Here is a 21940-nt window from a genome sequence, read left to right on the forward strand (position 1 = left end):
GGGCATGCCGACGCCTGCGCCGCGCGGGGTGGGGCATTTGCGTGGCGACGAGCCGTTCCCGGCCGCGGCCCGGCGGGCGTTGGGTGACGCCCAGCTTCGCCGGAACCTGCGGCATGCCACCACGACGATCCGCGGCAAGTCGGGGGCGGTGATCGATGAGGTACCGGACTGGCCGGAGTTGCGGGCCGCCGGCCGGGCGATCAAGACCGACACCATGGCCCGCCTGCCCGAGCTGCTGGAACAGTTGGAGGCGGCGGTCACCGCGGCCGGCGGCACGGTGCACTGGGCGCCTGACGCGGTCGAGGCCAACCGGATCGTCACCGACCTTGTCCGGGCCACCGGCGCCGACCGGGTGATGAAGGTCAAGTCGATGGCCACCCAGGAGATCGGCCTGAACGAGGCCCTGGAGGCCGCCGGGATCGAGCCGGTGGAGACCGACCTCGCCGAGCTGATCGTGCAGCTCGGACGGGACAAACCGAGTCATATCCTGGTGCCGGCGATCCACCGCAACCGCGCGGAGATCCGGGAGATCTTCCTGCGCGAGATGCCCGACGTCGACCCGGGGCTGACCGACGAGCCGCCGGCGCTGGCGGCGGCGGCGCGCCGGCATCTGCGGCAGACCTTCCTCAGCACGAAGGTGGCGATCTCGGGGGCGAACTTCGCCGTGGCCGAGACGGGCACCCTGGCCGTGGTGGAGTCGGAGGGCAACGGGCGGATGTGCCTCACCCTGCCCGACACTCTGATCACCGTGATGGGCATCGAGAAGGTCGTCCCCACCTGGCGGGACCTGGAGGTCTTCCTCCAGTTGCTGCCGCGGGCGTCGACGGGGGAGCGGATGAACCCCTACACCTCGATGTGGACCGGCGTCACGCCGGGCGACGGCCCGCAGACGTTCCACCTGGTGCTGCTGGACAACGGCCGCAGCGCGGTGCTCGCCGACGAGGTGGGCCGGCAGGCGCTGCACTGTATCCGCTGCTCGGCCTGCCTGAACGTCTGCCCGGTGTACGAACGCACCGGCGGGCACGCGTACGGGTCGGTCTATCCGGGGCCGATCGGGGCGGTGCTGTCCCCGCAACTGACCGGTGTGGCCGACAACGCCTCGCTGCCGTATGCCTCGTCGCTCTGCGGTGCCTGCTACGACGCCTGCCCGGTGATGATCGACATTCCGTCGATCCTGGTCCACCTGCGCGCCGAGGCCCCCCACCCCCGCGCCGAGGCGGTGGCGATGGCCGCGGCCGCGTACACGATGGACCATCCGGCGCTGTACGCGGCCGCGCAGCGCGCCGCGAAGCTGAGCCGGCTCGCCGGCCCGCGCGGGCGCGGCCTGCCGCCGCCGCTGTCCGGCTGGACGGCCAGTCGTGACCTGCCGCAGCCGCCGCCGCAGAGTTTCCGCCAGTGGTGGGCCGAGCGGTGACCGGACGGGACCTCATCCTCGATCGGCTCCGTGCCGCTCTCGGCGAGCCTCGGACCGCGCCGGCCGCGGCGCCCCGGGACTACCGGCCCGCCGGCACGGTCGCCGCCGATCTCGACCTGCTCGTGGACCGCCTCACCGACTACCGGGCCACCGTGCACCGGTGCGCCGACGCTGACGTCGCCCGCACCGTCGACGAGGTACTCGGCGGCCGGCAGATCGTCGTGCCACCCGGACTGCCCCGGCACTGGCTGCCGGCCAGCGTCACCGCGGTGCCGGACGACAACCTCACCGCGGCGCGGATCGCGGCCCTGGACGGGGTCGTCACCGCGGCGGCGGTGGCCGTGGCCGAGACCGGCACGATCCTGCTCGACGGGGCCCCCGACCAGGGCCGCCGGATCATCACGCTGCTGCCGGACGTGCACGTGTGCGTGGTGCGGACCGAGCAGGTCGTCGCCACCGTGCCGGACGCCCTCGCCCGGGTCGATCCGCACCGACCCCTGACGTGGATCAGCGGGCCGTCGGCAACCAGTGACATCGAACTCAACCGGGTCGAGGGCGTCCACGGACCTCGGAACCTCCACGTGATCGTCACGACCTGAACCGGGCCAGCGGGCGTGACGATCGGGCCGGCCGCTGGACTCGATCAGCCGGCAGTAGAGATCGTCGGCGGGGGAGGTGTGCCGGTCCAGTTACGGGAGTTCGGTGCTGTTTCCGTCCGTCACCAGCCGGGCGGCCGTGTCGGGTAGCGCCACCTCGTGCCCGTTTGCACACTTCACCACGACGCCGAGCGGACTCCCGCAGCCGGCGTGCACGAGTTCGACGCCGCCGTCGCGGCCGAGCCGCTCCCCCCACTGCATCAGGGCGACGAGCACGGGGAAGAGCTCTCGGCCCAGTTCGGTGAGGACGTACTCGTACCTGGTCCGCTTGCCCGGCTCCTGGTAAGGCCGTCGCTGCAGCAGACCGTCGGCGACCAGCCGCTTGAGCCGCTTGGCGGCCACCGCCTCGGTCAGGCCGGTATGCCGGGCCAGTTCGTCGAAGCGACGGCCACCGTAGTAGATCTCGCGCATCAGGATCATCGCCGACCGGGTGCCGATCAACTCCAGCGCGTGCTCGATGTGGCACCAGCCCTCCGCCTGCCACGCGTCGCGATCGGCGAAGCGGCCGGTCAAGGTGATGACGGCCTCGGTGTCGGGCCCGGCCGGCCCGGCTGGCTGTGTCATGGGTACCACACCCCTCTGGCTAGGCATTTGCATAGCCAGGGGTGCTACCGTCCTGGCTATGGTTTCCACTAGCCAGCATAGCGCCGCCGCAGCGCCCCGCCCGGCGTCCACCACCGGGGCACGGCGACGATGGTTCGCCCTCTTCGTCGTCTGCCTGGGCGTGATGATGACCTTCGTCAACGTGTCGTCGACCATCTCGGCGCTGCCGCCGATCCAGGACGACCTGCACCTGTCCGCCAGCACACTGGTCTGGGTGAGCAGCGCCTTCAGCCTCGCCGTGGTGAGCCTGGTCCTCTCCGCCGGCGCGCTGAGCGACCTGCTCGGGCGGCGGCGGGTCTTCTGCTACGGCGTTGTTCTCGTCACGCTCGGCAGCGCGCTCGCCTTCGCCGCGCCGAACGCGGGTCTGCTCATCACGGCCCAGGCCGTGATGGGCGTCGGCGCCGCGGCCGTGCTGCCATCGAGCCTGTCGATCGTGAGTCACGCCTTCACCGACCCCAACGAGCGGACCGGCGCCATCAGCGTCTGGGCCAGCTGCGCCGGCCTCGGGCTGGCGATCGGGCCGCTCGTGGCGGGCGCGCTCCTGGACCAGGCATCCTGGCACGCGGTCTACCTCACCAACCTCGTCCTCGGGGTGCTCGCCCTCGTGCTCGCCCCGCTGTTCGTGGCAGAGAGCAAACATCCGACCCGCCGACTCGATCCCGCCGGCGTGCTGCTGGGCACCATCGCGATCGCGTCGGCGACATACGCCATCATTCAAGGCGGCGCCAGCGGCTACGGCCGGCCCCCGATCATCGTGGCTTACGCGGTCTTCGCCGTCTCGCTGGTGGCCTTCGTCCGGCTCGAACTCCGCCACCACGATCCCATGCTGGACCTGCGGCTGTTCAAGAGCGCCTCGTTCGCGACCGTGATGACCATCGGCGCCGCCACCATGTTCGGCTTCGTCGGCATCTCGCTGCTCACCGTCCTTTACCTGGAACGGATCGCCCACGCGAGCGCCCTGGAGACCGGGGTGAAGCTGCTTCCCATGTTCGTCTCCTACATCGTCGTCAGCGCACTCGCCGGACGCCTGGCCCGCCGGGTCGGCATCGCCCCCGTGCTCGCCGCGGGGCTCGTCCTCATGGGCGCCGGGGCCCTCGCGCTGCTGATGGTCGGCCCGTTCAGCGGGTACGGGGCGATGTGGCCGGGGCTGTTCGTCGCCGGCGTCGGCTCGGCGCTCCTGGTGGCGCCGTCGACCGCCGCCGCCGTCAACAGCGTGCCACCGCTGCAGGCCGGCATGGCCGCCGGCTCGGTCAACATGTTCCGCCAGCTGGGCAGCGTGCTCGGCCCGAGCATTCTGGGCACCCTCGCGACGACCCGCTTCCCGAAGTACCTGCACGAGCAGCTCGCGGCGGCCGGAGTGCCGTCCGACAAGGCCCAGGCGGTCGTCGCGGGAGCCACGCACCCCGGCAGCACCGACCAGCTCCCGGCCCCGCTGGCACACACGCTCTCCCTGGCCGTGCCGCGGGCCTTCACCGACGCACTCCACCTCGGCTGGCTCGTCGGCGGCGTCGTCCTGCTCGTCATGGTGATCCCGACGGTGCTGTTCGTCCGACACCGCCCAGCAACTTCCTGATCCACCGGTCGCCCGCTCGTCACTGACGATCGAGAGAGGCGTCCCGGCTCCGGCTCGGACGCCCCGTCTCCCGCCGATCGAAGCGCGACTTCGGTCGCCGATGATCACGGGCCGGTTGCCGCCGTCCCCCTCGCCTGGATGAGGCGATCACGCGGTCGCGGGGACGGCTTGTTGGCAGAGTGAGGTCGTGCGGAGCTTCGGTCGACTCCACCTGGCCCGGGGAGAGGGCAGTGTTACTCGGCTGGAGCTGTTCCTGGACCTGATCTTCGTTTTCGCGTTTCTGAACGTCACGGGTGTGACTGCCGAGCAGCTCAACCCGGCCGGTCTCCCACGAGGTCTGCTGCTGCTCGTACTGCTGTGGGGTTGTTGGGCACCGTACGCGTGGCTCGGCAACATCCTCCGGCTGGACCGGGGCATCATGCCCGTGTTCATGTTCGGACTCAGCGCGACCCTCTTCGTGATGGGCCTGACGGCCCGGGAGGCCTTCGCTGACCGTGTCGGCGGGCTCTCCGGGCCGGTCGTGTTCGCGATCTGCTACATCGTCGCCCGCAGCGGCGCCCTCGTGTTCGCCACCGCCGCCGGCGTGGCGGAACCCGGCACTCGCCGGCGACAGTGGAAGGCCTGGCCATTGCTCGTGGCCGGTGAGCTGGCACTGCTGGCCGCTGCCCTCGTGCCATCGTATGAGCACAGTGAGCAGGCATTCGCCGACGGTGTGGTGGCCCGCGAATGGCTCCGGTTCGCCCTCGTTGCGTGCGCGATCATCGCCGGCTACGGCGGTACCTTCCTGCTGGGTGCCGGAACCTGGCAGATCAGATCCATCCGTTACTGGGCGGAACGGCACAGCTTGATCATCCTGATCGGTGTCGGCGAGGCCATCATCTCGGTCGGGCTGGGCCAGGGTGTTGCCGTGGCGCATCCCCTCACCCTGGAAGTGCTGGCTGGCGCGCTGCTCGGCGTCATGCTTGCCGGACTGCTGTGGTGGACCTACTTCGACGTGGCCCGGTACGCCGCAGAGCTGGCGCTGGAACGGGTATCGGACGCGCGACGGGCGCTCCTTGGACGCGACGCGTACAGCTTCCTGCACCTGCCGATGATGGCCGGGCTCATCCTGGTCGCTCTCGGCATCCAGCACACACTGTCCGAGCAGCGCGTGCCGTCGGAGACGTCGGCCGCGATCCGGCTGATGGTGCTCTACGGCGGGGTGATCCTCTACCTCGTAGGCCTGATCCTGTTCGAGGTACGTACGCTGCGCCTGCTCGGGCGGTCACCCATCCTCGGAATCCTCCTGGTCGGATCCCTGGCGACGATCGCTCCTCACGTGCCGGTGCTGGCCCAACTGGCGCTGTTGACGGCAGCGGTGGGCGCCATGGCGCTGGCCGACGCCACGGTCTTCCGGCGCCGCCATCGCCGGCTGCACGCCGAGATACAACCCGTCATGAAGCAGTCCGGGGTGACGCCGAAGGAGCTCTTCTTCGACCTGGTCTACGTGTACGCATTTCTGCAGGTCGCCGCCCTGATGGCGGACGACCCGACCTGGCGTGGCGTGTTCCGGGGGCTGCTGGTGCTCATCGTTCTCTGGACTGCCTGGTGCGCCTACACCTGGCTGGGCATCGCGGTCCGCTCAGAGCACCCGGTGGTACGCCTGGTGCTGGTGCTCGTCGTCGCGCTCACCGCGCTGATCACCCTGGCCAGCCCGGAGGCGTTCAGCGCCGACGGCACCGGCCTGCCGGGACCGCTGGTCTTCGTGACCTGCTACGCGCTGATCCGGCTGCTGTTTCTCGGCGCGTTCTGGTACACCGTCCGACAAGATGCCACGCGACGGGCCGCCCTGATGCGCTACGCCGTGCCGACCCTGCTGGCGCTCGCCATCCTGCTTGCCGCCGCGTTGATCCCGCAGCCCGTCGGTGATGTCCGGCTGCTGACTCCTGTGCGCGCCGGGCTCTGGATCGCCGCTATCGCCGTGGATCTCGTCGGCAACCGACTCGCCGAAACCCGCCACTCGTGGACCTGGTCCGCCGAGCACTGGGCCGACCGGTACAGCCTTGTCATCATCATCGCGCTCGGCCAAGCGGTCATCTCCATGGGCACTGCCGTGGCCTACACGCCCGTCTCCGCGCGAATCATCGTCGCTTCCGCAGTGGGTACGGCCCTGCTCGCCGCACTCTGGTGGATCTATTTCAGCACGACAGCCGTCTACGGTGGGCGCGTGCTGGCGGCAAGCGGCAGAGACCGGCGTGCGGCGCTGGCCCAGGACGCCTACGCGCTGCTGCACCTGCCGATGATCGCCGGCATCGTGCTCGTCTCGCTCGGGCTCGGCAAGACGATGTCCGTGCTGGGCAACCGGGGCCTGTTCGAACTCGGCGTCCCGCTGTACCCGCTCTCGCACCTGGCCCTCTTCGGCGGCGTGATCGTCTACCTGCTCGCAGACCACGCCATCCGGTGGCGGCTGACCCAGCGTGCTGACCCACAACGGATCACACAAACGTTGGTGATCACAGCACTGGCATCCGCCACCGTCCATGTGCCGGCGCTAACCACGCTCGCCGCACTGACCGCAGTCTGCCTCGGGTTCATCGCGATTGAAGTGAAACGCCGAGGTTGGTTGGCCCGACGAGGTCAGTGAGGAAACGGCCGTCGACTATGCCGGGCGAGCACCTCGGCAGTTCCACACCGCCCCGTCCAACCGATGCCCGCACCACAGCATCGGCCTCGACGAATTCGCCGTGAGGCACCCCTGACCTTCACCCGTTCCATACGTCTGGGGTCGTAGCGGGCGATCAGCTCGGCGAGCTATCAGGACGGAGGCCCGGGCGGCGCCGTGGTTGCCCGTCGTCTGCCGTTCCCCGAACGTTCAAAGTCTGTCCCTGCCTGGGGATGGGTCCCTTCCCTAAGTTGCTTGGGGCTACGAAAGAAGGGGCTCATGGACGGACTCCTCGGCATCCGGGCTCGCGGTATCACCAAATGTTTCGGCGACGTCGTCGCCCTGGACGGCATCGACCTCGATGTGGCGCAGGGGCAGATTCACGGCCTGGTCGGGCCCAATGGCGCCGGCAAGACCACCTTGCTCGGCCTCCTGCTGGGCCTGGCCGTCGCCGACGGCGGCCGTCTCGAGATCCTGGGTACGCCGGTCGGGCGGGCGCTCGCCGCACCCGAGGGTGTCGCGGGCTTCGTGGACGGGCCGGGCCTCTACCCCTCGCTCACCGCCCGGCAGAACCTCGCCGCGCTGGCCGCCCTCCGCGGCCATGACGTCCGGGCGACGGGGATCGATGACCTGCTCGACCAGGTCGGACTCACCGATGTCGCGGATGACCGGGCCCGCGGCTTCTCCCTCGGCATGCGTCAGCGGCTCGGGCTCGCCGCGGCGCTACTCACCAAGCCCCGGCTGCTCGTGCTCGACGAACCTGCCAACGGCCTCGACCCGGCCGGCAAGAAACACGTACACGGCGTTCTCGCCGGGCTCGCGGCCGACGGAACCAGCGTCGTGCTGTCGAGCCACCGCATGGACGATCTCGAGGCGCTGTGCTCCGAGGTCACCATCCTTGCCACCGGACGTGTCGTCTTCTCCGGCCCGCTGAGCAAACTGGCCGCCGAGACCCGTGACCTCGACTACCGGCTGCTCACCTCCGACCCACAGGCCGCCCGCCGGCTGGCTGCCGACACGGCCGGGATCCGCGTCGTCGCCGGTGCCGGGACACGGCCCGACGCCGAGGTGCTGGTCGTGCACGCGCTGGTGCCCGCCCTGGACGACCTGGTGGTGCGGCTCGTGCACGCGGGCATCGCGGTGCGGGAGCTCGTGCCCGTGGTGTCGCCGCTCGAGGCCGCCTTTCTCGCCCTCACCGAGCAGCAGGAGGTCAGCCGATGACCGCGACCATCGCCGACGCCCATGTCGCCGGTGTCCGCCGCGTCTCCGTGGCGCGCGGTTACCGCTTCGAGCTGGTCAAGCTGGTCTCGCAGTGGCGGATCCGCCTGCTGGTCCTCGCCTGCTGGATCGCGCCGGCGCTCTTCGTCGCCGCGGTCAGCCAGCAGAGCTCGCTACCGGTCGACACCCTCTTCGGTCGCTGGATGCACGCCACGGGGTGGGCCGGGTCGCTGGTGACGCTCGGTTTCGCAGGGACCTGGGCGCTTCCGCTGGTGACCTCGGTGGTCGCCGGCGATGTGTTCGCCTCCGAGGACCGGCTCGGCACCTGGCGTCACCTGCTCGTAGCGGTCCGGTCGCCTCGACGGATCTTCGCCGCGAAGGCACTGTCCAGCCTCACCGTCATCCTGCTGCTCGTTGCCGGGCTGGCCTGCTCCAGCGCGGTGGGCGGGATCGTGGCAGTCGGCAACCAGCCGCTGGTCGGCCTCGACGGCCACCTGCTCACGGCCGGGGATGCGGCCGGGAAGGTCCTGCTCGCCTGGGTCTGCGTACTCGCCCCGACCCTGGCGCTGGCCGCCATCGGGCTGCTCGGGTCCGTGGCGCTGGGCCGGTCCCCGATGGGACTGCTGCTGCCCGCGCTCGTCGCGCTCGCCATGCAGCTCGCCCAGATGCTGCCACTGCCCGTCGCCGTGCGCCTCGCGCTGCCCGGCTACGCCTTCATCGCCTGGAACGGCCTGTTCACCAGCCCGGCTCAGGTCGGCCCGCTCCTGATCGGCATCGGAGTCAGCCTGCTGTGGGCCGTGACTGCGACGGCGCTGGCGTACCTGTTGTTCGTCCGCCGCGACTTCACCAACCTGACCTGTGACGGCTCGGGGCGCCGCGCGGTCACCGCCGGAGTGCTGCCGCTGGTCGGGTTGCTGGCCGTGACGATCGGGGCCGTCGCCGCAGCGACGCCGGCCACGGGCTCCGGTATCGAGCAGGACAAGGTGCAGCGCTCGGTGGCGATGGCATTCGCCCACCTCTACCGCCTGCAGACCGAGCAGCTCAACCGCCCGGATGTCACCGAGGCCCAACTGAAGGCGACAGCGACGTGCAACAAGGGCGGCGGCGAGCTCGCCACCGAAGGTCCGGGCAACGACTGGCGTTGCGTCGTCTCCTGGCACCTCCCCGACGTCGAGGCCGCAGGGACGGCCATCTACCAGCTCGACGTCACCCCCGATGGGCGGTTCGTGGCCGATGGCGACGGACCGAAGGAAGTGAACGGCTACTTCCTGGTGCGGACCCCGACCGGGGACGCACCGAACCCGCTCTGGCAGTTCGACGGCAAGGTCGAACTGCTCCACACCACGAAGGGATGACTTCATGCAGGTAACACGCCGCCGTCGGCGTGTCGAGAAGGGCGCTCCCGGCCTTCTCCGTCGACGCATCGGCCGCCGGCTACCCCTCGTGACGGCAGGCGCCACCGCTGTCGTCGTCGCCGCCGGCACCGGCATCAGCTTCGCCCAGACGCACCAGTTCGGCACCGACCAGGTCGGCCAGGTGACCGCCAAGGGCCAGGTCGTGTCCGACGACCAGTACATCGACCCGATCGGCGAGCGCCTCGTCATCAACAATGGCAAGATCATGTCGTCCTCGGTCAGCCCGGACGGCACGCACCTGGCGGCCTCGGTCACCGACGGTGGCATGGCGCTGGCCATCGTGGACCTGAAGACCTGGAGAGTGCAGCAGCTCGTCGGCAACAACGCGGCGGCGAACCTGCGCATCAGCGGCAACGACGTGGGCCAGGAAGGCCCCACGTACTCGCCCGACGGCTCCCAGCTGTGGCTGGGCCAGGCCGACGGCTACCGCCGGTTCACCGTGAACCCGGACGGCAGCCTGGCCAACCCGGCGTTCATCCAGATCCCGCAGGACGGACCCAGGCGCGCGCTGGTGGCCGAGGCGGTGTTCTCGCCCGACGGCTCCACCGTGTACTCCGCCGTCAACGGCCAGAACCGGGTGGTCGCCATCAACACGGCGACCGGCGCCATCCAGCAGAGCTGGGCAGTGGGCAACGCCCCGCGAGACCTGATCATGGTCGGCGGGAAGCTCTACGTCAGCAACGAGGGCGGGCGTCCCGCGAAGCCCGGCGAACCCACCATCAACTCGTACAACACCCAGGTACCGGCCGACCAGGTGACCGCCTCCACCACCACCGGCACGGTCAGCGTCATCGACCTGGCGAACCCGGCCGCCGCCGTCGCGAGCATCGACGTCGGTCTGCACCCGACCGCCCTGTACGCCAAGAACGGGGTCCTGTTCGTCACCAACACCAACAGCGACGACGTGTCGGTCATCGACACCGCGCGCAACAAGGTCGTCCAGACCATCGCCACCCAACCGTGGCCGGAGGCGACGGTGGGCTACCAGCCCAACGCCGTGACGCTCACCGACGACGGCCGCCTCCTGGTGACCCTCGGCCGCGCCAACGCGGTCGCCGTCTACCGCTACACGACCCCGCTGGAGCCGGTCAGCTACGTCGGCCTGCTCCCGACGGACTACTCCCCCGCGGAGATCACCGCCACCGGGAACCAGGTGCTGATCTCCAACACCCGTGGTATCGACGCCCGCCGCCCCGCCAACAGCGCCGGGCACGGCACCCACGACACGACGTCGAGCCTGCAGCGATTCACTCTGCCCAGCGACAAGGTCATCACGTCCGGGACCGGCAAGGTCTTCAGCCAGAACGGCTGGACCGGCGGCTCGGTCAAGCTGGCCAAGGGCAGCAAGGCGAAGCCCGTGCCGGTCCCACAGCGGCTCGGCGACCCCTCGACGATCAAGCACGTCTTCCTGATCGTCAAGGAGAACCGGACCTACGACCAGGTCTTCGGTGACGACCCGCGGGGCAACGGCGACCCGTCGCTGGCGCAGTTCGGCGAGAACGTGACGCCGAACCAGCACGCGATGGCTCGGCAGTTCGGGCTGTACGACAACACCTACGACATCGGCACGAACTCGGCCGAGGGTCACAACTGGCTGATGCAGGCCGACAACCCGGAGTACACCGAGTCCACGGCCGGTGAGTACATCCGCAGCTACGACACCGAGGACGACGCTCTCGGTCACCAGCGCACCGGCTTCATCTGGACCGGGGCGCAGGCGGCCGGCAAGACGGTGCGGGACTTCGGCGAATTCCACCAGTTCCTGACCAAGCCGACGGGCTCGAGCTGGCAGAACCTGTACTGCGACACCAAGAACATGGCCGCGACCGGGCAGGACACCGCCTACCGCATGGTCTCGTCCTCGCCGATTCCGTCGCTCAACAGCGTGTCGGTGCCCGGCTTCCCGAAGTACGACACCAGCGTCCCGGACATCTACCGGCACGAGATCTGGAAGCGGGACTTCGAGAAGAACGGGCCGGCGAACCTGAACATGTTCTGGCTGTCCAGCGACCACACCGGTGGCCCGCCGAACGCGGCGGCTCAGGTCGCGGACAACGACCTCGCGGTCGGCAGGATCGTCGACACGATCTCGCACAGCCCGTACTGGAAGGACTCGGCGATCTTCGTTGTCGAGGACGACTCCCAGGCCGGCCTCGACCACGTCGACGGCCACCGCGCCCCGATCCAGATCATCAGCCCCTGGGCCCAGCGCGGCGTCGTCGACAGCCGCTACTACACGCAGATCACGATGATCCGGACCATCGAGCAGATCCTCGGCATCCACCCGATGAACCAGAAGGACAGCGCGGCCAGCCCGATGCGTCAGGCGTTCACCAAGAAGCCGAACATCACACCGTTCACCGCGTTGCCCAACCGGACCTCGCTGACCGCCGGCCTGGCCACCCCGCCTGCCTGCGGCCCGGACACCCCCGCGCCGCAGAACCCCCTCGCCGCAGCCGCACCGTCGGCGACGGTGCCGGCAGACAAGCAACAACTGGCGGCGCAATGGGACGAATGGAAGTCGCACCAGCGGCTCAGCGGGCCCGACGCCAAGCCCGACTACGCCAACCCCGCGCAGATGAACCACTTCACGTGGTACCAGGCGCACGACTGGACGAAGCCGTACCCCGGCGAGAACAAGATCGTCGCGCCGGAGGACGTGCCCGGCGCCTACATCCCGTCGTCGGAGTCCGACGGCTGACGTAGCCTGATCGCTCCACGAGGCCCCTGACCGGCGTGACCGCTGGTCAGGGGCCCCTTTCGCCCTCGTAGGGCCGTCGCGCTTGCTACCTGAGTGGGATTCTCACTCGCCGGACTGCTGCCCTTCACATGATCTTCATGAGTCGGGCGACCAGACTGTCCACGCTGTCGGGACTACGTTGTCCCGATCAAGGCAGGTGTGGCAGTGGCCGACGCATCCCCCTCAGCCGGCGACGGTTCCTGGCCCTCGCGGGCGGCACCGCCGGCATGGTTGCCGTCAGCCAACTGGTCGCCGAACTCCCGGCGGCATACGCGGACGACCTTGATCCGGCGCCGTTCGCCCTCGGGGTCGCATCCGGTGAGCCGGACCACGAGAGCGTCGTGCTGTGGACGAGGCTCGTGCGCGATCCACTGAACGCCGTCGACGGCGGCATGCCCGCAGATCCCGTGCCGGTCCAGTGGGAGGTGGCCCGCGACCCGCAGTTCCGCCAGGTCGTCCAGTCGGGCGAGGTCACGGCGGCGCCGGCCTCAGCGCACACCGTGCACGTAACCGTGGACGGCTTGGCCCCCGATCGCTGGTACTGGTACCGCTTCCGCGCCGACGGGGTGTACAGCCGCACCGGGCGTACCCGGACCATGCCGCCGCCCGGCGCCAAGGCCGACCACATGCGGTTCGCCTTCGTCTCCTGCCAGTCCTGGGTCGGCGGTCCGTACCCTGCGTACCGGGACCTGGCCGAGCAGGACCTCGACTTCGTCGTCCACCTCGGCGACTACATCTACGAAACCACCAACGGCAGCCTGACCGAGTTCCGCCGGCTGCACGCCCTCTACAAGACCTCCCCGGACCTCCGTGCCGCCCACGCCCGGTTCCCGTTCATCCTCACCTGGGACGACCACGAGGTGCAGAACAACTACGCCGGCCCAGTCCCGCCCGGCCCGGCCGACGGTCGGCCTTTCCTGGAACGCCGCGCCAACGGCTACCAGGCCTACTACGAGCACCTGCCGCTCCGCCCCGAGCAGCGCCCCAACGGTCCTGACGCGCTCATGTACCGCCGGGTCAACTTCGGCCGGCTGGCCCAGTTCAGCGTCCTCGACACCCGGCAGTACCGCAGCGACCAGGCGCTCGGCGACGGGCGTAAGGAACCGACCGGCGAGGTCTTCGATCCGACCCGCACCATGACCGGCCCCGCGCAGGAGCGCTGGCTGCTCGACGGGCTGAGCCGGTCGAAGGCACGCTGGAACGTCATCGCCCAGCAGACCATCATGGCCGCCTTCGACTACGACCTCGGGCCCGGGCAGATCGTCAACCTCGACCAGTGGGACGGGTACCCGCCGGCCCGGTCCCGCATTCTCGACTTCATCGCTGCGCACCAGGTACGGAATCCCGTCGTGCTCAGCGGGGACTGGCACACCCACTGGGTCAACGACCTGAAGACCGACTTCTCAGACTCCCATTCGAAGACGATCGCCACCGAGTTCGTCGGCACCTCGATCTCCTCCGGTGCTGGATGGGACGCGGACGTCCGGGCCGGGCTGGCGGCCAACCCGCACGTCAGGTTCTACAACGGCAGCTACCGGGGCTACGTGATCTGTGACGTGACGGAGGAGCGTTGGCGGGCGGACCTGCGTGTGGTGCTGAACGCCCGCGATGCCGGCTCGCCGGCGTACACAATCGCGGCGTTCGAGGTGCGCGACGGCCTGCCGGGGGCGTACCGGATCGACGCCGGCGACGGCATCGTCGCCCGCGTCACCGACGCGGCCACCGGCGCCGCCCTGCCCAACGTGCAGGTGACGGTGACGACGACCGACGGCAGCCAGCCGGTGGCGAACACCACGGACCCGGCGGGTGAGGTCCTCACCTTCGCCCCGCCCGGCAACTACCTCGTCGCCGTCAACGGGGTCGGCTACGAGCCGGAGAACCGACCGGTGACCGTCGTCCAGGGCACGCCAACGAAGCTCGACCTGCGGCTGCGCCGTGCCGCGACCACGGCTGGCACCGGTCGCACCGTCCCCGGCCCGCAGTCCGAGGGCAAACCGTCCGACCTGGTGCTCGGCAACGACCTGGTGGCCCTGTCCGTGTCCGCCGGGACCGAAGACCCGCAGTTGTCCGGGGTCACCGTCGGCAAGCCACTGGACCTGGCCGCGGTCGGACGCCTCGACCAGCTCGACTGGATCAACCTGCCGTACGCCTCGGCGGCCCAGCCCCGCGGCGGCAACGCCTGGCAGCAGCGCACCGTCCGTTCCACCGCCGTGGAGGTGCTCTCCGAAGGCGGCTCGGCGGCGACGGTACGAGCCACGGGTGCCAGCACCGCAGTGCCCGACCTGCGGGTCGTCACGACGTACGCCATCCGGCCGAACCAACCGTGGGTGACGGCGGAGAGCGTCTTCACCAACCTCGGCACGGCCGCGCACACCTTCTGGACCGGCGACGCACTCGACCACGACGGCGCCGGCCAGCGCAGCGGGGTCCCCGGGCACGGCACGATCACCAGTGGCACGCCGGCCGACTACCCGCCCACCGCGCCCTGGATCGGCATGACCGGCTCGGACCGGCAGACCTACGGGCTGCTCTACGACGACACCGACTTTGTCGCGTACGCCGCCTACAACTGGGTGATGAGCCAGCGGCAGGTGACCCTCGCACCGGGCGGGACATTCACGCTGCGGCGCCGGATCGCGGCCGTCGACAGCGGCGAGGACGTCGACCCGTTCGCTGTGCTCGGCCAGCTCTGACCGAACGGAGCCGGATCGGCGACGCCTCTCCCTCCGTACGTGTGGTCGAGTCGGGGGAGGCCTTCCAGCGCCTCGACCGCACCAAGAAGGCTGCGGAGGCCGACGTCGTCGCGCTGGGCGTCAGCCGGATCGAGCAGCCACTCGTTCTGGCGGCGCACAGCGTGCTGCGGGCACCGGTCACCCACACGGCGAGCTGAGGCCGGCGGGGGCGAGGCGAATTCTGGCCGCGACGGCGACCACCGTGGCGAGGACACTGCGTCCATTGTCGACACGCGGCCGGTGTCCGTGTCCGCGATCGGGCCAGGGCTGGTGCTGGTCTCGCTGGAGCGCGCCGGCATCACCAAGCTCATGGCCACCGGCCGGGCGTCGCCGGAACGGTTCCGCGTCAAGGCGGATTCTGGGGCCCGTGCCGTTACAGGCGTTTCGCCCGATCCAGGGTAACCTGGCCGGAATGAAATGAGGCGGGGAGGACTGGGTGCATTCGTACCCTGCGGTGGAGGCCCACGGCTTGATCGGCGACCTGCAGACCGCGGCGCTGGTGGCGATGGACGGGACGCTGGACTGGTTCTGTGCCCCTCGATTCGACTCGCCGAGCCTGTTCGGTGGGCTGCTCGATCGGCGCAAGGGTGGGCACTGCAGGGTGTCGCCGGAGGGCGTCGAGTACGTGAGCAAGCAGTTGTACCTGCCCGGCACGCCGATCCTGATCACCAGGTTCCTCAGCGCGGACGGCGTGGCCGAGCTCGTGGATTTCATGCCCGTCGCGGGCGATCAGGCCACCGACCGCCACCGCCTGGTGCGGATGCTCCGGATGGTCCGAGGCACGATGCGGTTCCGGATCGACTGCGAACCCCGCTTCAACTACGGACGGGATCCGCACGAGCTCGACGTGCACCCCGAGGGGCAGGTGTTCCGTAGCCGTGCGCTCTCCCTGTCCGTGAACATCGTTCGATACCCCGAACCCCCGCCCGGCGAGCAGGACTTGCGGCGCAGCGAGGAGGGCGGCTTGTGGACGATCGCTACCCTGCGCGAGGGCGAGGCGGGGGCTGTGGTCCTGGAAACAGGAGTGTCGCCTGACCGGCCGCGCTCCTACGCCGCGGGCGAGGTGCAGGAGCTGCTGGCGCAGACCCGCGACTTCTGGCGGCGTTGGCTGGGCCGTTCCCGTTACACCGGTCGTTGGCGGGAGATGGTCGAGCGGTCGGCGATGACGCTCAAGCTCATGACGTACGCGCCGACCGGCGCGCTCGTCGCCGCTCCCACCGCCGGGCTACCCGAGCAGATCGGCGGCCAGCGCAACTGGGACTACCGCTACACCTGGATCCGTGACGCGTCAATCTCCGTACACACCCTGCTCACGCTGGGCTTCACCGACGAAGCGTGGCGGTACATGCACTGGGTCGACGACCGGGTCCGGGAGGCCAGGGACCGGGAGGTGCCGCTGCAGATCATGTACCGCGTCGACGGCTCACCGGATCTATCCGAGGAGGTGCTCGACCACTTAGAGGGTTACCGCGGATCAGCGCCTGTGCGGATCGGCAATGGCGCCGCGAACCAGTTGCAACTCGACATCTACGGCGAGGTGCTCAACGGCCTCCACGAGGCCGACAGGCATGGTCTGCAGGCCTCTCACCAGTTGTGGCTGGACACCGTGCGACTGGTGGACTGGGTCTGCGAGCACTGGGACCAGCCCGAAGACGGGATCTGGGAAACCCGTGGTGGCCGCCAGGACTTCACCTACGGACGGCTGATGTCCTGGGTCGCCCTGGACCGGGCTGTCCGCCTCGCCCACCGGCGCGGACGACCGGCCGACATCGCCCGGTGGGTGCGCAACCGAAACGAGATCTACCAACAGATCATGGCTCGGGGCTTCCATCCCGGACGGGGCGCCTTCGTGCAGCACTACGCGACCGACGTCCTGGACGCGTCGCTGCTCGCCATGCCCGGCGTCGGACTGGTCTCGTCAAGGGATCCGATGTGGCGGTCCACGCTGCGGGCGATGGACGCCGAGCTGGTGTCCGACAGTCTGGTGTACCGGTACGACCCGGCCGCCTCACCCGACGGCCTGCCGGGCCAGGAGAGCACCTTCACCATGTGCACCTTTTGGTACGTCCGAGCCCTCGCCGAGTCCGGACGGCTCGACGACGCCACACTGACCTTCGAGAAGATGCTCACCTACAGCAGCCCACTCGGCCTCTACTCAGAGGAGATCGCACCCACCGGTGAGCAGACCGGCAACTTCCCGCAGGCTTTCAGCCACCTCTCGTTGATCGGCACGGCCGTGAACCTCGACCGCCTGCTCGACGCCCGCCCCTGAGGGGCCGCGCGGCGCTGGGTGGAAGCGCCAGTCAGGGGCGCGGGGTGCGCTCGGGATCCGGCGAAGCGCCACGACCGGGCGGAGCCAGTCCGTACGATCGACTGCGACCATCGGGCGCCCATCCGTCCGGCGACCAGGGGCCCGGCGTTGGCCGCCCCGCGGATCCCGCCGCCGCTGGCCGCGGCCCGGGTCGCGCGACGGAGAGGAGCGGGCGGGTGAACGCCTCGTTCGAGACCCTGCGTACGGAGCTGACCGACGGTGTCCTGACGGCGACCCTGGACGCACCGCCGATCAACATGATCGGCCCGGAGTTGGTGCGGGACCTGGTCACCCTGCTCGGTCGACTGATCACGACCAACGAGGTGCGGGTAGTCGTCTTCGACAGCGCCGACCCCGACTTTTTCATCTCTCATGTCGATCTGACCAAGGTCGCCGAGTACTCGGCCGAGGCGGCCAAGGCGGGCGGGGGTCCGCAGGATGCCTTTCTCGGCATGCTGCTGCGCAAGCTGAGCGAGGTGCCGGTCGTTACGATCGCGAAGCTGCGCGGACGGGCTCGGGGAGCGGGCAGTGAGTTCGTGCTCGCCTGTGACATGTGCTTCGCGGCGCGGGAGAACGCGCTGCTCGGCCAGCCGGAGTGTGGTTTCGGCGTGGCGCCCGGGGCTGGTGGCGTGCAGCACTTGGCACGCCTGCTCGGCCGAGGACGGGCCATGGAGATGATCCTCGGCGCGCAGGACGCGGACGCTGACCTCGCGGAGCGGTATGGGTGGATCAACCGGGCGCTGCCGGATGCCGAGCTCGATGAGTTCGTGGCCACGCTGGCTCGACGAATCGCGTCCTTTCCCTCGGCGGCGATTCGGTCCACGAAGCGGGCGATCAACGAGCTGACACTCGCGCCGGCCGAGGCCGTACGCGCCGACGGCCGCCGGTTCCAGGAGTTGGTCGCCGCCCCGGAGGTGCAGGACCGGTCGAAGGAGTTGTTCGGCCGAGGCTTTCAGACCCGGGGCCCGCTGGAGCTGGACCTCGGCGCACGGATCGCCGAGCTGCCGGCGGCCGGGTGAACGCCGCCTGTCGGCGCAATGGGCTGCCGGTGCCACGCACGCCCGGTCGCGAGCCCACTCAGGCCGTACCCGCCGCGGTGGCCGACCGCGTAGGTACAGGAGCCCACTGAAGACCGTGATCCACACAAGGGCGATGATCGGCGCGATGAACCGCGAATAACCCCCGTCCGGTGCCCAGAACCCGTCGGTCGCCCACGTCGTTCCCCTCAACAGCACGAGAACGATAGCGAGCACCCCGGCCCAGAAGAGCCCATCCGAGATGATTCCCGCCTGCCGAAGGCCGAACGACCCGGCCATGATCAACATGGCCGAGGGAAACGACGCCAGGATGCCCGAGGCCCGCGCGAGGTCGTGAAGACCCGATGTGATCGCCGGGTTGCCGGAGCCCGCAATCGAGTACGCCAGCGCCGCGTCCACGGCGATGATCACGAAGATGAGAGCGCCCAGTGCCCCGCTTGCGGCGATCGCCGCCGCGCCCAGATCCCTTGGCCGGCATCACGCAGTGTGCTCCCGATCGCCGCGGCGAACCAGAGCAGGTTCAGGACGGCGAAGCCGAGAATGACGCTGGAAATCAGGATCCGCACGCGGTCGCCGTCGTAGAACGAGACGAGCCGGTCGGTCGAAGCATTCACCCCGGGTGGATTGCCATGGACGAGGATCGCGGCGAGCGTGAGCAATCAACGTGGGGACGTCGGGAGAGCAGCCGTCCAGCACGGTTTCCGCCGCTTATGGCATAGCGCGCTGCAACGAAAGGACCTGGCGGCAGTTGCTCGCCTTTCAACTGCGAGCAGATCCAGTACGGGGCGGGGGATCGGCCCCGGTTCAGGGGAAATCGTGCTTGCTGAGCTGAGCCTGGCGAACCTCGGGACGTCAGCAGGTCGGCCAAGGACCGTGAGTGCGGCGCTCAGGCTCGGGGGCGCGAGACGCAGGGCACGAACAGGCATGCCGCCAGCCGGTGATTGGCTCTCGACCCGGAGCGGCGCGTCAGGGACAGTGGCGAGCTGATGCCGTACGTGGGGGAGTTGTGATGCAGGTAGCCGTGGTCACGTTCGACGGGTTCAACGAGCTCGACAGCTTCATCGCTTCCGCACTGATCAACCGGTGCCGCAGGGACGGCCTGGAAGCCTTCATCACGACGCCGACGCCGGTGGTCACGTCTATGAACGGCGTCGAGGTGACCGGGCAGCGCCCGATGGAGTTCGTGACCGAAGCCGACGTCGTGCTGATCGGTAGCGGGGTGAAGGCGCGAGAGGTGGTCGTCGACGACCGGATGCTCTCCAGGCTGCCGCTCGACCCGTCGCGACAGCTGATCGGTGCGCAGTGCTCCGGCGCGCTGGTGCTCGCCCGGCTCGGGTTGCTGGACGGCATGCCCGCCTGTACGGACATGACGAGCCGGCCTTTTGTCGAAGCCTGCGATGTCAGGGTGCTGGACGCGCCGTTCCACGCCGAGGGGAACATCGCCACGGCGGGCGGATGCCTGGCGTCCCAGTATCTCGCCACGTGGGTGATCACCCGAATGCTCGGGCAGGACGCCGCGCGCGACGTCATCGACTACGTGGCTCCGGTCGGCGAAAACAACGAGACTGTCGAGCGCGCCATGCGTGCCATGCACGCGGGCGAGGTCGCATTGCGCTGACTCCCCGCGATCAGGCCTTCGGGCCGGCCCGCAGTCATGGCGACGTAAGCTCGCCAAGGCCGCCGCTGAGGGGGTGCCGCCACCCCTGCGGGCTCGAGCACCGTGGCCAAGCTCGCGGTTTGGACTGGCCGCATGATGAAGACCAAGCCATTGCCGTAGAAGGCGCGGTGGCTCGCCGATGACGACCGCGGTGAAGCCACGACGCGGGTTGCGCGAGGTGGCGAGCGGCCGGCTGGCTTTTCGGCGACGCTGCCACGGCAAGGCCCGGCTGTGGCCCACGTCGAAGAACTCCTCGACGATCAGCCCACCTCGAGGCGTGATGGGCGTCCGGGCGAGCCGCTACCGGCCGCTGGTGAGTTCGGTCAGATCGACCGCGGCGACGAGCCGGGCGAGGGCGGGTTCGGCGCCGAGGTCCAGCGGCAGCAGTTCCCCGGTCCGTGCCCGGGAGTGGAGCAGCAGTTCCCGGCTTGTGTCGTGCACGATTGCCGTGGCGTCGGCGCTCTGCCACCGCACCCCGTGCAGGGCTTTGCGGTCGAACGTCGCCGCGAGCAGGCAGGACATCCGCGGCCGGCCGTAGGCGTCGTGGCCGTCCTGGCGCAGGACTGCCACCCGCGCGGCGGCGATGCCGGGCGCGACGGCCAGAGCCTCCCGTACGGTGACCAGGACCTGGCCGCAGACGAACTGTTTGTAGTAGGCGGCGCGGTCGCGCTGGGGCAGCTTGCGCAGCGTCAGGTTGCCGGCCTGCGTCGTGGCGGGCATCCGCTCGGGCACCACCTGCTCAACGCCGGGTACGAGCACGGCCAGGGAGACCTCGTCGGCGCTGACTCCGACGGAGGCGCTGGGCGCCTCGTTGTCCTCGAAGGCCTCCTCCAGGGTTTCCAGTACGACCTCGGGCACGTTCGTGCAGAGTTGGTGCCACCGCTGGTCGAGGTACTGCTGCCACCCCGCCTGCTGCTCGAGCCGGCTGGCCCACTGCCGTTGCATTTCCGCCTCGGTCCACTGCGCCGCCTGCTGCTTCGCCTGGGCCCGTCGGCTGCGCTCGAACAGCCCAATGCCGGCCAGCGCGTGGTTCTCATAGTGCTTGCGGATGCTGTCCCGATCAGGTGGTGCCGGTTGTGGCGCGATCGGCCGGGCGGCGGCGGGGAAGTCCACCCGGTGCAGCTCGAGGATGCGCTGGAACGCCTGGGCGAGGCGCTGGGCTTCCTCGGCTCGCTGCGCCTGCGCCGCCTGGCGCTGCTGCGCGGCGAGCTGCCGCTGATAGCTGGCCGCGGACGAGGACCGGCCACCGGATCGGCGGCCGCCCCCGAGGGAGCTGTAGAAGCCGACCGGTCCGACGCCGCTGGAGAAGCCGGTACGGCCGCCACCGACGTGGATCCGGGCGGCGCGCGGCCCGACACTGGTGCGGATCCCTCGGGAGGAGGCCCGGATACGCACGCCCGGCGCCAACTTAATCGAGAACCCCATCCGCTGACCGTAGACCGCCACGACCTCGGGCCTGTTCATCCAGCGATCCGACGTCGCCTCACCGGTCGGGCCAGCTGGCCCGCCAGGTCGGCGTCACGCTGGGTCAAAACGGTGACACAGATGGGGACGATTGGGTATTAACAATATTTGCGCTCGCACACTTCCTGGCCTGGCCGCAAACGAAGAATGCACGGAGCCGGCCAAGCTGGCGACTGCCGGGCATCGCCGGCCCGGACGCTGCGGCCGAGGCGGCCAGCAGCGGCATCACCGAACATCATGGACAGCGCCGTCAGGTTAAGTGTTGCCGGACGCCCGGCCACACCGGCCGGCCGCCGGAACGGCGACCGGCGGGCAAGGGCTGCCCGACGATGACGTTGGCCTGCGCGCACGTGTCGAGGCAGTCACTGACCCGCACCGCCGCGACATCCCCTACCGACGCGCAGCTTGGGCCAGCTGCCCGGCGTTGTCGAACCCGGGTCCGTTGCCGCGGCAGCAGCCTCGACAGAGCGTGACCGTGC

General features: G+C 69.9%; 15 protein-coding genes. 12 read left to right on the forward strand and 3 right to left on the reverse strand.

Annotated elements, in window-relative coordinates; translation table 11 throughout:
• Positions 1-4: 4 nt before the first annotated feature.
• Positions 5-1414: a LutB/LldF family L-lactate oxidation iron-sulfur protein gene (locus ACFYPD_RS05505; protein WP_387110578.1), complete on the forward strand. Its 1410-nt coding sequence runs from the start codon at positions 5-7 to the stop codon at positions 1412-1414.
• On the forward strand, positions 1411-2013 hold the full coding sequence (locus ACFYPD_RS05510) for a lactate utilization protein C (protein WP_387109317.1): 603 nt from the start codon (positions 1411-1413) through the stop codon (positions 2011-2013). The genes ACFYPD_RS05505 and ACFYPD_RS05510 overlap by 4 nt, the downstream gene beginning before the upstream one ends.
• Positions 2014-2103: 90 nt before the next feature.
• Here ACFYPD_RS05510 and ACFYPD_RS05515 read toward each other — a convergent pair whose 3' ends face one another.
• Complete coding sequence (locus ACFYPD_RS05515) at positions 2104-2634, reverse strand: winged helix-turn-helix transcriptional regulator (protein WP_387109320.1); 531 nt, start codon at positions 2632-2634, stop codon at positions 2104-2106.
• 58 nt (positions 2635-2692) lie between these two features.
• Here ACFYPD_RS05515 and ACFYPD_RS05520 point away from each other — a divergent pair, with 58 nt between their 5' ends.
• From ACFYPD_RS05520 to ACFYPD_RS05560, 9 genes are all read left to right on the forward strand, one after another.
• Complete coding sequence (locus ACFYPD_RS05520; protein ID WP_387109323.1) at positions 2693-4246, forward strand: MFS transporter; 1554 nt, start codon at positions 2693-2695, stop codon at positions 4244-4246.
• Positions 4247-4433: 187 nt separating this feature from the next.
• Positions 4434-6869 (forward strand): low temperature requirement protein A, encoded by a 2436-nt coding sequence (locus ACFYPD_RS05525; RefSeq protein ID WP_387109326.1) that lies wholly within the window; start codon positions 4434-4436, stop codon positions 6867-6869.
• 297 nt (positions 6870-7166) lie between these two features.
• A complete protein-coding gene (locus tag ACFYPD_RS05530; protein WP_387109328.1) occupies positions 7167-8108 on the forward strand; it encodes an ABC transporter ATP-binding protein in 942 nt (313 codons plus the stop codon).
• The gene (locus ACFYPD_RS05535) at positions 8105-9460 is read left to right on the forward strand and encodes an ABC transporter permease (RefSeq protein ID WP_387109331.1); all 1356 of its coding nucleotides are present in this window, start codon (positions 8105-8107) and stop codon (positions 9458-9460) included. Before ACFYPD_RS05530 ends, ACFYPD_RS05535 begins: the two co-directional genes overlap by 4 nt.
• Positions 9461-9548: 88 nt before the next feature.
• A complete protein-coding gene (locus tag ACFYPD_RS05540) occupies positions 9549-12221 on the forward strand; it encodes a bifunctional YncE family protein/alkaline phosphatase family protein (RefSeq protein WP_387109334.1) in 2673 nt (890 codons plus the stop codon).
• A gap of 266 nt (positions 12222-12487) precedes the next feature.
• Positions 12488-14953: an alkaline phosphatase D family protein gene (locus ACFYPD_RS05545; RefSeq protein ID WP_387109336.1), complete on the forward strand. Its 2466-nt coding sequence runs from the start codon at positions 12488-12490 to the stop codon at positions 14951-14953.
• A gap of 41 nt (positions 14954-14994) precedes the next feature.
• Positions 14995-15150 (forward strand): hypothetical protein, encoded by a 156-nt coding sequence (locus ACFYPD_RS05550; RefSeq protein ID WP_387109339.1) that lies wholly within the window; start codon positions 14995-14997, stop codon positions 15148-15150.
• A 278-nt stretch (positions 15151-15428) separates the two neighbouring features.
• Complete coding sequence (locus tag ACFYPD_RS05555) at positions 15429-17264, forward strand: glycoside hydrolase family 15 protein (protein WP_387109341.1); 1836 nt, start codon at positions 15429-15431, stop codon at positions 17262-17264.
• A gap of 215 nt (positions 17265-17479) precedes the next feature.
• On the forward strand, positions 17480-18322 hold the full coding sequence (locus ACFYPD_RS05560; RefSeq protein ID WP_387109344.1) for an enoyl-CoA hydratase/isomerase family protein: 843 nt from the start codon (positions 17480-17482) through the stop codon (positions 18320-18322).
• A gap of 425 nt (positions 18323-18747) precedes the next feature.
• Here ACFYPD_RS05560 and ACFYPD_RS05565 read toward each other — a convergent pair whose 3' ends face one another.
• Positions 18748-18999: a hypothetical protein gene (locus ACFYPD_RS05565; RefSeq protein WP_387109346.1), complete on the reverse strand. Its 252-nt coding sequence runs from the start codon at positions 18997-18999 to the stop codon at positions 18748-18750.
• A gap of 350 nt (positions 19000-19349) precedes the next feature.
• On the opposite strand from ACFYPD_RS05565, the gene ACFYPD_RS05570 reads away from it, so the two are divergent.
• Positions 19350-19958 (forward strand): DJ-1/PfpI family protein, encoded by a 609-nt coding sequence (locus ACFYPD_RS05570; RefSeq protein ID WP_387109348.1) that lies wholly within the window; start codon positions 19350-19352, stop codon positions 19956-19958.
• Between the two features lie 339 nt (positions 19959-20297).
• On the opposite strand, the gene ACFYPD_RS05575 is transcribed toward ACFYPD_RS05570, so the two are convergent.
• A complete protein-coding gene (locus ACFYPD_RS05575) occupies positions 20298-21422 on the reverse strand; it encodes a DUF4236 domain-containing protein (RefSeq protein WP_387109351.1) in 1125 nt (374 codons plus the stop codon).
• Positions 21423-21940: the final 518 nt, after the last annotated feature.

Origin of the sequence: Micromonospora sp. NPDC005299 (assembly GCF_042872345.1) — a bacterium.
GTDB lineage: Bacteria > Actinomycetota > Actinomycetes > Mycobacteriales > Micromonosporaceae > Micromonospora.